This is a genomic window from Paraburkholderia phosphatilytica (genome assembly GCF_003443895.1).
Lineage (GTDB): Bacteria > Pseudomonadota > Gammaproteobacteria > Burkholderiales > Burkholderiaceae > Paraburkholderia > Paraburkholderia phosphatilytica.
In genome coordinates this window covers 58,007-68,868 of sequence record NZ_QQOA01000037.1, presented here as the reverse complement: position 1 = coordinate 68,868, position 10,862 = coordinate 58,007, and the positions used below count along the sequence as shown (strand labels likewise).

At 65.3% G+C, this 10,862-nt stretch carries 11 protein-coding genes; 8 read left to right on the top strand and 3 right to left on the bottom strand.

Features of this window, described 5'->3' with window-relative positions:
- From DVS29_RS28980 to DVS29_RS28970, 3 genes are all read left to right on the top strand, one after another.
- On the top strand, nucleotides 1-515 hold a 515-nt coding region (locus DVS29_RS28980), incomplete at its 5' end, for a sensor histidine kinase (protein ID WP_164708011.1).
- On the top strand, nucleotides 512-1,186 hold the full coding sequence (locus DVS29_RS28975) for a response regulator (protein WP_118183967.1): 675 nt from the start codon (nucleotides 512-514) through the stop codon (nucleotides 1,184-1,186). The genes DVS29_RS28980 and DVS29_RS28975, both read left to right, overlap by 4 nt.
- Before the next feature lie 197 nt (nucleotides 1,187-1,383).
- Nucleotides 1,384-2,511, top strand: coding sequence for a porin (locus DVS29_RS28970; RefSeq protein WP_118183966.1), 1,128 nt, complete (start codon nucleotides 1,384-1,386; stop codon nucleotides 2,509-2,511).
- Nucleotides 2,512-2,599: 88 nt separating this feature from the next.
- Here DVS29_RS28970 and DVS29_RS28965 read toward each other — a convergent pair whose 3' ends face one another.
- Nucleotides 2,600-2,905: a hypothetical protein gene (locus tag DVS29_RS28965; protein ID WP_118183965.1), complete on the bottom strand. Its 306-nt coding sequence runs from the start codon at nucleotides 2,903-2,905 to the stop codon at nucleotides 2,600-2,602.
- Between the two features lie 199 nt (nucleotides 2,906-3,104).
- A complete protein-coding gene (locus DVS29_RS28960; protein ID WP_118183964.1) occupies nucleotides 3,105-3,689 on the bottom strand; it encodes a cytochrome b in 585 nt (194 codons plus the stop codon).
- 256 nt (nucleotides 3,690-3,945) lie between these two features.
- Between DVS29_RS28960 and DVS29_RS28955 the strand changes: the two genes are divergently transcribed.
- On the top strand, nucleotides 3,946-4,605 hold the full coding sequence (locus DVS29_RS28955) for a response regulator (RefSeq protein WP_118183963.1): 660 nt from the start codon (nucleotides 3,946-3,948) through the stop codon (nucleotides 4,603-4,605).
- The gene (locus DVS29_RS28950; protein WP_118183962.1) at nucleotides 4,602-6,068 is read left to right on the top strand and encodes an ATP-binding protein; all 1,467 of its coding nucleotides are present in this window, start codon (nucleotides 4,602-4,604) and stop codon (nucleotides 6,066-6,068) included. The genes DVS29_RS28955 and DVS29_RS28950 overlap by 4 nt, the downstream gene beginning before the upstream one ends.
- Here DVS29_RS28950 and DVS29_RS28945 read toward each other — a convergent pair.
- Nucleotides 6,052-6,951, bottom strand: coding sequence for a LysR family transcriptional regulator (locus tag DVS29_RS28945; RefSeq protein ID WP_118183961.1), 900 nt, complete (start codon nucleotides 6,949-6,951; stop codon nucleotides 6,052-6,054). The genes DVS29_RS28950 and DVS29_RS28945 overlap by 17 nt on opposite strands.
- A gap of 109 nt (nucleotides 6,952-7,060) precedes the next feature.
- On the opposite strand from DVS29_RS28945, the gene DVS29_RS28940 reads away from it, so the two are divergent.
- The 3 genes from DVS29_RS28940 (at nucleotide 7,061) to DVS29_RS28930 (ending at nucleotide 10,859) form a co-directional block, all read left to right on the top strand.
- Entirely contained in the window at nucleotides 7,061-8,227 is a 1,167-nt protein-coding gene (locus tag DVS29_RS28940; protein WP_118183960.1) for a mandelate racemase/muconate lactonizing enzyme family protein, read from the top strand.
- A gap of 161 nt (nucleotides 8,228-8,388) precedes the next feature.
- Nucleotides 8,389-8,616 (top strand): hypothetical protein, encoded by a 228-nt coding sequence (locus DVS29_RS28935; protein ID WP_118183959.1) that lies wholly within the window; start codon nucleotides 8,389-8,391, stop codon nucleotides 8,614-8,616.
- 353 nt (nucleotides 8,617-8,969) lie between these two features.
- On the top strand, nucleotides 8,970-10,859 hold the full coding sequence (locus DVS29_RS28930; protein ID WP_118183978.1) for a TonB-dependent receptor plug domain-containing protein: 1,890 nt from the start codon (nucleotides 8,970-8,972) through the stop codon (nucleotides 10,857-10,859).
- The last annotated feature ends 3 nt before the right edge of the window (nucleotides 10,860-10,862 follow it).

Below are 10,862 nucleotides of genomic sequence, written 5' to 3'. Positions count from 1 at the left end.
ACCAGTTGCTGCTGCTTGCGCAGGCGGAGTCGATGTCGTCGCGATGCCGGGTGGCGCGGGTCGATCTGTCCGGGGTGGTGTCGTCGGTGCTCGAAGCGATGATTGGCGCTGCGCAGCATCGTCGCATCGATCTGGGCGCGGAACTGGACGAGGGCGTGCACGTGATGGGCAACGCGAGTCTGCTCGAAGCGCTCGTGACGAATCTCGTCGACAACGCGATCCGCTATACGCAGGAGGCAGGGCGCGTCACCGCGATCTGCCGCCGCGAAGGTGACGACGTGGTGCTGCAGGTGGTCGACAACGGCCCCGGTATTCCGGCCGAAGCGCGCGCGCATGTGTTCGAGCGTTTCTACCGCGCGGCGCGCGATGTGGAAGGCTCGGGGCTCGGGCTCGCGATCGTGCAGCAGATCGCGCACTCGCATCAGGGCAAGGTCGAGGTGGCGTCAGGCGCGGGACGTGTGGGGCTGGCGGTGACGGTGCGTCTGCCCGCGTGGGAGGCAGAGGAGGTGCGATGAAATTGCTGCTGGTGGAAGACAACACGGAGCTCGCGCACTGGATCGTGAACCTGCTGCGCGGCGAAAATTTCGCGGTGGACAGCGTGCCCGACGGCGAAGCCGCGGATTCTGTACTGACCACGCAACGCTACGACGTGGTGCTGCTCGACATGCGCCTGCCGCGCATGAGCGGCAAAGACGTGCTGGCGCGCCTGCGCCGCCGGCGCGACAACGTGCCGGTGCTGATGCTGACCGCGCATGGTTCGATCGACGACAAGGTGGACTGCTTCAGCGCGGGCGCCGACGACTACGTGGTAAAGCCGTTCGACGGCCGCGAGCTGGTGGCGCGCATCAAGGCGCTGATTCGCCGGCAGCTTGGCGACAAGTCGGGCTGGGTGATGTGCGGCGACCTGCAATACCTGTCCGACACCCGCGAATTCCGCCACAACGACACGCCGCTGAGCCTGCGGCGGCGCGAGCATGCCATCCTCGAAACGCTGATGCTGCGGCAAGGCAAGACCGTGTCGAAGACCGCGCTGATGGACAGCGTGTTCGGCCTCGACGACGAACCGAGCGCCGATGCGATCGACATCTACATCCACCGGTTGCGTAAGCACCTCATTCATTCCACCGCGCAGATCATGACGCTGCGCGGGCTCGGCTACATCCTGCGCACGCGCGAGGCGCCGTAAGCCAATTTCAAGTTTCGCAATTCATATCGGTACATCTCCTTAGTTTTACGAACGATGGGGGAAAGGAGCGTGAAGGATTGAGGTCACTAGCATTCGTCTCATCCGTTGATTGTCGCGACGGCACCAGGCAGTGAGATGCAGGGGCTCCGACAGCGGACAGATCGGAAGTTCAAACACAACGCTCTGAGGAGACGACTTTGAAGAACAAGTACCTCGCCTATGCAATCGCGGCCGGCGCATTCGCCGCGAATGGCGCCCACGCACAGTCCAGCGTGCAGTTGTATGGCCTCATCGATCTCAGCGTACCCACCTATCAGTCGCACGCCGATGCCAACGGCAATCACGTGGTCGGCATGGGCATTGGCGGCGAGCCGTGGTTCAGCGGCAGCCGCTGGGGCGTGAAGGGCGCTGAAGATATCGGCGGCGGCACGAAAGTGATCTTCCGGCTGGAAAGCGAATACCGGATGAGCGACGGCGAGATGGAAGACCAGGGTCAGATTTTCGACCGCGACGCATGGGTCGGTGTGCAGAACGATACGTTCGGCAAGCTGACCGCGGGCTTCCAGAACACGATCGCGCGCGATGCATCGGCGATCTACGGCGACCCGTACGGCAGCGCGGCGCTGTCCACCGAAGAAGGCGGCTGGACCAACGCGAACAACTTCAAGCAGATGATTTTCTACGCGGCCAGCGCGACGGGCACCCGTTACAACAACGGCCTCGCGTGGAAGAAGCTGTTCGACAACGGCATCTTTGCCAGCGCGGGCTACGCGTTCGGCAACACCACGAGCTTCTCGAACAATTCGAACTACCAGGCAGCGCTCGGCTACAACGGCGGCCCGTTCAACGTGTCGGCGTTCTATAACCACGCGGACCGCGCCGGCTTCATGAACCAGTCGTACTCGGTGGGCGGCAACTACACGTTCAGCATCGTGCGACTCAATGCCGGCTACTTCGGTTACGTCGGCGACCAGGGTTCGCTCGGCAAGCGCCGCGACAACGCATGGACGGTCTCGCTCAAGGTGGCGCCGAAGGGTGCATTCGATTACGAGCTCGGCTACCAGCAGATGCGCGTGAAGAATGCCGCGTACAACAGCGACGGCGATATCCCGAACGCGAACATCGGTGCATTCGATCCGACCCAGGGCGTGCACAACGGCTTCAAGGAAACGCTGTACGGTTCGGTCTTCTACCACCTGTCGAAGCGTACGGAAGTCTACCTGGCCGGCGACTACATGCGTCTGCACGGCGGCTACACGGTCGGTACGACGTTCGGCGCGACCAATCAGGTCGAGCTGACGAGCGGTATCCGTACGCGCTTCTGATCGTTGCCTGACGGCCTGCGTCGCGTCGCGTCACATTGCGTTGAATCGTCGTGGACGCGTCGCAGGCTTAACCTCGCGAAGCACTCTGTCAGTCGACGGCGGCGCAGGTCACATCAGGCGCCGTCAGTGGAGAGGGATACGGCGAGGACGGTCCGCCCAGCAGACGCAGGCGCTGGGTGGCCAGCACGTCGGCTTCGGTTTGCTCGCGTCGCGTAAGCGGCGCCGCCGACGCGCTTGCGCCCTGCAGCGGCTCGTTGACGCCGCAGTTCAGCGTCTTGCCGCTGGCGAGCTGCACGGTGGTCGAATACTCGTAGGCGGGGGTAGCGGCAAAGCTCGCGGCTGCCGGAAAAGCGATGGCCGCGAGCAGCCCTAATGCAACATGGCGATGGGTCATGACCTGCTCCTGTGAAAGGGTACAGGTCTATTTGACCGCGGCCGATGCCGGTGTGGTGTCCCGGTTGCTGAAATTCAAAATTGCGCGGGACGGCGTGCGTGCAGGCGGCGCTTACTGCTGCCCGACGAGCCGATCGTCCGCGTGACGGTGCGCGGGGCCGTTGCGTTGAATTTCGCCGTGTGTCATCGCTGACCTGCGCTCAGCCGCGCCCGGCATCGTTCGCACGGCGACCGACGCGCGCATCGTCCGCGGCCGCGGGCCACGGCAGCATCCGTTGCATCGTGCGATCCCGCAGCACGAAGCGATGGAACAGCGCCGCCGCAACGTGCAGGCCGATCAGCACGAGCAGCACCCACGCCAGCAGGCTGTGCACGTCGCCCATCGAATGACCGAACGAAGAGCCGCTTGCAGAGAGGGCGGGCAGGCCCACGCCGCCCGGCAGCGCGACCTTCCAGCCACGCGACGACGCATTGATCCACCCCAGCACCGGAACCGCGACGAGCGCCGCGTAGAGCAGCAGATGCGTCGCGCGCGACAGTACGCTGAGCGGCACAGGCAGATCGTCGGGCGGCGGCGGTGGCCGATGCGTGACGCGCCACAACACGCGCAGCGCCATCGCGACCACGATCGTCGCCCCGACCGTCAGGTGCCATGCGATCAACCCGTCCGGCGTGGTATTGCGATGAATGTCGGGCATCGTCCATCCCAGCAGGAACTGGGCGACAATGAGCATCACGATCGCCCAGTGCAGGGTACGGGCGACACCATCGTAGCGGGTGGGCATGCTGGGCGGCGGGGTTCGAGACATAGAAAAGGCTTCGTTCCACAGGTTGGCTGACGCAATGGCCCGCCGGTTGCCGCGGGCCACATGAAGCGGCTGCAAGCCAGGCGAAAACCCTTTCGCCAGACGAATGCAGCCGTTGTCCGGTCAGCGTAGCCGCCGAGCCTGAAGGAAACCTTAACGGCGGAATGTTGGGCGAACCCGGCGCCGCGCGTAGACTCTATACCCGCATGAATGGCACTGATTTCCGGAGCGGGGAATGCGGATTCTTCTCGTCGAAGACGACGATCTGATTGGCAGCGGTGTCGACGCGGGCCTGCGTCATGCCGGCTTCGCGGTCGACTGGGCGCACGACGGCGTCGAAGCGCTGCTCGCGCTGCGCACGATGGAGTACGCGCTCGTGCTGCTCGACTTAGGACTACCACGGATGTCGGGCACGGACGTGCTCAAGCAGTTGCGCGATTCGGGCAACGACGTGCCGGTGCTCGTGCTGACAGCAAAGGGCACGGTCGCGGACAAGGTGATCGGCCTCGAAGCCGGCGCCGACGACTACCTCGGCAAACCGTTCGATCTCACCGAACTCGTCGCGCGTTGCCGTGCGTTGGTGCGCCGCTCACAAGGGCGCAGCACGGAGGAGATCGTCTACCGCAATCTGCGCGTCGACCCGCTCGCGCAGAAGGTCACGCTGGATGGCAGTCCGGTTTCGCTTACCGCGCGGGAGTGGGGCGTGCTGATCCATCTGCTCACGCACCAGGGGCAGCCGCAATCGCGCGCGCGTCTGGAAGACAGCCTGTACAGCTGGCATTCCGAGGTGGAAAGCAACGCGATCGAAGTGCATGTGTCGAACCTGCGCAAGAAGCTCGGCAACGACGTGATCCGCACCGTGCGCGGTTTCGGGTACGTGGTGGACAAGCCATGATGGAATCGTCGATCCGCGCGCGCCTGCTGGGTCTCGTGCTGCTGAGCGTGACGATGGTCTGGAGCATCGCGCTCGTGTGGAGCTACCGGCAGACCATCCATGAAGTGCGCGAGTGGGACAACGCGCGGCTCGTGCAGATTGCCGCGCTGCTCGCGCCGCTGAACGACGGCGACCTGGCGCGTGTCACGGCAACCGGCATCGACGTGCGCAACGAATATTCGCGCGATCCGCAGCCGGAAGACGAACTGGATGGCGACAAGCTGCCCCGCACCGCGCTCGTGGAAGTGCGTGCGGCGAACGGCAGCGTGATCGCGCGCAGCGCCGGCTTCGATGCCATCGCGGCTCATGCGCGGAACACGGCCAACGCTGAGGGCTTCACGTCCTTCGAAGTGGATGGCGCAGGCTGGCACCGCTATGCGACGCACGATGCCGTGACCGGGCGCACCACCACTCTGCTCGAACCCACGCTCACGCATAGCGATCTTGTGTCGGGCGTGGCTGGACGGATTGCGCGGCCGATGCTGGTCGCGCTGCCGTTCCTCGCGATCCTGATCTGGGTCAGCATCGGCCGTAGCCTAGCGCCGCTGGCCGCGTTGTCGCGCGCGGTGCGCGTGCGGGATGCGACGCGCCTCGACCCGATCGAGATCGACCCGGGCCCGCTGGAAGTGAGGCCGCTGGTCGTCGCGATCAACGACCTGATGTCGCGTCTGCGTGGCTCGTTCGCGCGCGAACGGGCGTTCACGTCGGATGCCGCGCACGAACTCAAGACGCCGCTCGCGGCGATCAAGGTGCAGGCGCAGGTCGCGCTGCTCGCGGAAGACCCCGCGCAATTGCGTCTCGCGATGGAGCGCGTGGTGCAGGGCGTGGATCGCAGCACGCGTCTCGCCGAGCAGTTGCTGCTGCTCGCGCGGCTCGACGAAACGGAGAAGATCAAGGCGTCGGATGTCGACGTGTACGAGATCGCATGCGAGGCGATTGCCGCGCGGCACGCGGACTTCGCGACGAAGCACATGACGCCTTCGCTCGAAGGCACGACGCGCAGCCTCGTGCATGCGGACGCCACGTTGCTGCGCATCCTGATCGACAACCTGCTCGACAACTCGATCAAATACTGCCAGCCGGGCGGCCGCGTCGAAGTGCGGATCCGGCACGATGCGCGCACGCTGGTGCTGACCGTCGCCGACGACGGTCCGGGCGTATCGCCCGCCGAACGCGAGCGCATCACCGACCGCTTCTTTCGCGGCACCAACGTGACCGCGCGCGGCAGCGGCCTTGGCCTGTCGATCGTCGCGCGGATCGCCGCGTATTTCGGCGCCGCGTTGCAGCTAGGCTCGGGCATCGCGAGCCGCGGCCTGGCGGTCGACGTGACGTTCGCCAGCGTCGCGGATACGGGAACGCACGTCGCGCGTTCCGCGGACGAACGCCCCGCGCGCGGTGTCGACGTGCTCAGCCCTCACCCGTGAATCGTTCCATCAGGTAATCGATGAACGCCCGCGCCCGCGCCGACTGGTTGCGGCGGTTCGAGTAATAGACGAACAGATCGGCGGACGGCTGCGTGTAGTCGGGCAGCACGACGCGCAGGCGCCCGCTTTCCACGTACTTCGCCAGATCCCACTCTGAGCGCACGAGAATGCCGTGGCCATCCAGCGCCCAGCCGAGCACGATGTCGCCATCGTTGCTGGAGAGCTTGCCGTGCACCTTCACGGTTTCCGTGCGGCCCGCGTGTTCGAAGCGCCAGATGCCGTAGGCGTCGTCGTTCTGGCGGTGCACGATGCAGGTGTGCCGCGCGACGTCGTCAAGCCGTTCGGGCACGCCATGCTGCTCGAGGTAGCGCGGCGACGCGCACATGAAGCGACGGTTCGGCATCACGCGGCGCGCGTTGAGCCGCTGGTCGGGCAGCGTGCCGAAACGGATCGCGAGATCGATGCCGCTTTCCACGAGATCGACCGGCCGGTCGGTGAGATCGAGCTGCACTTCGACCTGCGGATAGCGCTTCACGAAATCGGAGACGATCGGCGCGATCGTGGTCCGGCCGAAGCCGAGCGTCGCGTTCACCCTCAACAACCCCTTCGGCACTGCGTGGCTCGACGAAACCGCGTCTTCCATCTCGCGGATCTCATCGAGGATGCGGCTTGCGTGGTGCAGGTAGGTTTCGCCTTCGGCGGTCAGGCTCACATGACGCGTGGTGCGGTTGACGAGCCGCACGCCGAGCCGCGCTTCCAGCTGCGCGAGCCGTTTGGTCGCGGCGGGCGGGGTCAGGTTCAGCTCGCGCGCAGCGGACGCAAGATTGCCGTAGCGGGCGAGCAGCACGAAGAACCGCAGGTGCGAAGCGAGATCGGTATTCACTGATGGTTAAGAAAGAAGTGATTTTGAGTGAATCATAACGGTCCTCCCGGCGAATAATCTACGGGCTTCAGGCGCCGCGGCACCCGCGGCGCGCTTATCTGGAGCGTCCATGAGAATCGTCGAGATCCGGGAGCAGACCGTCCCGATCAGTTCCCCCATCCGTAACGCGTACATCGACTTCAGCAAGATGACGTTGAGCCTCGTTGCCGTCGTGACGGACGTGATCCGCGACGGCAAGCCGGTGGTCGGCTACGGGTTCAACTCGAACGGCCGCTACGGACAAGGCACGCTGATGCGCGAGCGCTTCATTCCGCGCGTGCTCGAAACGGACCCGGCCACGCTCGTCGACGACACTGGCAACAACCTCGATCCGCAGCGGATCTGGGCGGCGATGTTCTGCAACGAGAAGCCGGGCGGTCACGGCGAGCGTTCGGTCGCGATCGGCACGATCGACATGGCCGTGTGGGACGCGGTCGCGAAGATCGAGGGCAAGCCGCTGTTCCAGCTGCTCGCCGATCGCTACGGCGACGGGCAGCCGAACCGCCGCGTGTTCGTCTATGCGGCGGGCGGCTACTACTACCCGGGGCAGGACCACGGCAAGCTGAAGGACGAGATGCGCAGCTATCTGGATCGCGGCTATACGGTCGTGAAGAAGAAGATTGGCGGCGCGTCGCTCGACGAAGACCTGCGCCGCATCGATTCGATCCTGAGCGTGCTCGGCGACGGCCAGAAGCTGGCCGTGGATGCGAACGGCCGCTTCGATCTCGACACCGCGATCCGCTACGCGAAGGCGCTCTCGCAGTACGACCTGTTCTGGTACGAAGAGCCGGGCGATCCGCTCGACTTCGAACTGCAGGCCACGCTGCGCAACTACTATCCGAACCCGATGGCGACCGGCGAGGACCTGTTCTCGATGCAGGACGCGCGCAACCTGATCCGTTACGGCGGTATGCGTGCCGATCGCGACTGGCTGCAGTTCGACTGCGCGTTGAGCTATGGCCTCGTCGAATATCTGCGCACGCTCGAGATGCTGCGCCAGCACGGCTGGTCGCCTGCCCGCTGCATTCCGCACGGCGGCCACCAGATGTCGCTGAACATCGCGGCGGGCCTCGGCCTTGGCGGCAACGAATCGTACCCGGACCTGTTCCAGCCGTATGGCGGCTTCCCCGATGGCGTGAAGGTCGACAACGGCTACATCACGATGCCCGACCTGCCAGGCATCGGCTTCGAAGGTAAGGCGGATCTTTACGCGGAAATGCGGAAGTTGACGGCGTAGCGCCATTGGCCGACGCTGCCTCGAGCGCGCCGCGCCGGCCGCGACGAAAGCACAGCGATGCAACGACATGGACACTGGCTGCGTTTCGTAAGCATTCGTTAAGCATCCCTTAAGCATCGGGCCGCGATGCTGCGCGAAGCTTGCCCTTTCGCGCCCCAAAAATGTCCAAGACCACGCGCCCCTCATCCGCCGCCGACGCTTCGGCGGCATCCCAGCAGGATCTCCTAACGATCGGCTACGCGATGAAATCCACGCTTGTCGCAGTGCGGCAGGCGCGGCAAATCGTGCAAGGCTGCGCGGCTAGCCGCGACGCCCAGACGGCGCTCGAAATTCTGGAGCACGTTCACGCGGTGCTCGACGCCTACGTCAAAACCAGCAGCACCGGTTGATCCGCCTGTTTGCGGCGGAGCGGCGTCGCATCGCTCGTCATTCCCTCGATCGCACTTCAGTCCCGCAATTGGGGAGGGATAGCGCTTGCCGATGGCGCATGCAGATCACGTTGTGATGAATCTCAAGGGTGCAGCGCGCGTGCCGATATACGGAATGCGATGTTCGCCCAATTTCCGACTGCTTTTCGTTCCACATGCCGAAGCCGAGGCCTTTCCCGCGCAGACTGCCAGCGGGTCCTCTCATTGCAGGCTGCGTTGTCGTAGCCGCGGCATGCCATTCGCTGGACGCGCGCGCCGAGTCTGCCGCGCCGAATCCGCAGGATTCCGCCGCGGCCGCGCCGGACCTCGCGTCGATGCCGCTCGAATCGCTGATGACGATGACCGTCAGCAGCGCGACGCGCGTCGCGCAGCCGATCAGCAGCGCGCCCGCGACGGTCGTCGTGCTGACCGCCGCCGACATTCGCGAGTACGGATGGCGGACGCTTGCCGACGCGCTCGCGACCATTCCGGGTCTCTACACGGCATCCGACCGCACGTACACCTATCTCGGCGCGCGCGGCTTCCAGCGTCCGGGCGACTACAACAGCCGCTTTCTGCTGCTGATCGACGGCATGCGCGTGAACGACGCGGTCTACGATCAGGCCCCGATCGGCGCGGATTTTCCGCTCGACATGGATCTCGTCGAGCGCATCGAATATGTGGCGGGTCCGGGTTCCGCGGTGTACGGATCGAACGCGCTGTTCGGCGTGATCAACGTGATCACGAAGAGCGGCAAGGATATCGGCGGCGCGCAGGTGGCGGCGGCCGGCGGCAGCTTCGGCGAGAAGCGCGGCCGCGCGACGTATGGCTGGCACGGCGCGAACGGCGCCGACGTGGTGCTCTCCGCGAGCGCGTACGAGAAGAACGGGCAGGACCTGTACTACCCGGAGTTCGACACGCCCGACCAGAACAACGGCATCGCGCAGAACCTCGATTACGAACGCGCGCAGAACCTGTTCGCCAAATTCGCGTATGAGGGTTTCCGGCTGAGCGTCGGCTACGGCAATCGCACCAAGGGCGTACCCGATGCGCCGTATGGCGCGGTGTTCGATGCGCCGTTCAGCGTGACGGACACGCATTCGTTCGTCGATGCCACGTGGCACCAGGCGCTGCGCGAAGACGTCGCGCTCGACTACGAGCTGTACTGGGGCCGCTACGATTACCGCAGCCCCGAGCTCGACGGGCCGCCGCCCGGTACCGAGAATATGGATGGCGATCACGCGATGTGGTACGGCGGCGACGTGCACGCCACCATCACGACGTTCGCGCGCAATCGCATCGTCGCGGGTGTCGATTTCACGCGCGACGCCAATCGCGACCAGTTCAACTACAACGTCGCGCCGTATCAGCTGCTGCTCGACGACCATCGCAGCAGCGACATGGCCGGCGTGTACGCGGAAGACCAGATCACGCTGCTCGACAGCCTGTCTCTCGATCTCGGCGTGCGCTACGACGCCGAGTCGAACATGGGCGGCAACGTCAATCCGCGCGTGGCGCTGATCTACCGGCCCACGTCGCGCGACACCTTCAAGGCGATCTACGGCACCGCCTACCGCGCGCCGAACGCGTACGAGATGTACTACGCGGTGCCGGGCGACGGCGGCCAGGAGGCGAACCCGTCGCTCGGCGCCGAGCACATCGCCACCGAGGAACTCGTGTACGAGCGCGCGATCGGCGCGAGCGGACGCGCGACGTTGTCGCTGTTCCGCTATACGCTGCGCGACCTGATCACCGAAACGACGGATCCGGCGACAGGCCTCTTCGTGTTCGAGAACGTCGACCGCGCGGAAGCCAAAGGCGCGGAGCTCGCGTACGAGCAGAGCTTCGCGGGCGGCGTGCGGGTGCGCGCGAGCTACTCGTACCAGATGTCGCGCGACAGCGGATCGGGCGCCGCGCTGCAGGATTCGCCGCGGCACATGGGCAAGCTCAACGCGGTGATCCCGCTGTTCCATGAGCGCGGCTGGTTCGGCGGCGAGATGCAGTGCCTGTCGTCGCGGCTGTCCGAATTTGGCGAGGCGGGCGGGTACTGCATCGGTAACGTGACGATCGGCAGCCGCAAGCTGCTCGATCACGCCGACGTCTCGTTCTCGATCTACAACGTAACCGACCGGCACTACAGCGACCCCGCGGGGCCGGGATTCATTCAGGACACCATCGTTCAGCAGAGCCGCACGTTCCTGCTGAAAGTGGTGTACGGGTTCTGAGCG

What these genes read in the sequence shown, in the direction of transcription:
- DVS29_RS28975 (WP_118183967.1), top strand. Translation starts at nt 512, where the DNA reads ATGAAATTGCTGCTGGTGGAAGACAACACGGAGCTCGCGCACTGGATC.
- DVS29_RS28965 (WP_118183965.1), bottom strand. Translation starts at nt 2,905, where the DNA reads ATGACCCATCGCCATGTTGCATTAGGGCTGCTCGCGGCCATCGCTTTT.
- DVS29_RS28960 (WP_118183964.1), bottom strand. Translation starts at nt 3,689, where the DNA reads ATGCCCACCCGCTACGATGGTGTCGCCCGTACCCTGCACTGGGCGATC.
- DVS29_RS28955 (WP_118183963.1), top strand. Translation starts at nt 3,946, where the DNA reads ATGCGGATTCTTCTCGTCGAAGACGACGATCTGATTGGCAGCGGTGTC.
- DVS29_RS28950 (WP_118183962.1), top strand. Translation starts at nt 4,602, where the DNA reads ATGATGGAATCGTCGATCCGCGCGCGCCTGCTGGGTCTCGTGCTGCTG.
- DVS29_RS28940 (WP_118183960.1), top strand. Translation starts at nt 7,061, where the DNA reads ATGAGAATCGTCGAGATCCGGGAGCAGACCGTCCCGATCAGTTCCCCC.
- DVS29_RS28935 (WP_118183959.1), top strand. Translation starts at nt 8,389, where the DNA reads ATGTCCAAGACCACGCGCCCCTCATCCGCCGCCGACGCTTCGGCGGCA.
- DVS29_RS28930 (WP_118183978.1), top strand. Translation starts at nt 8,970, where the DNA reads ATGCCGCTCGAATCGCTGATGACGATGACCGTCAGCAGCGCGACGCGC.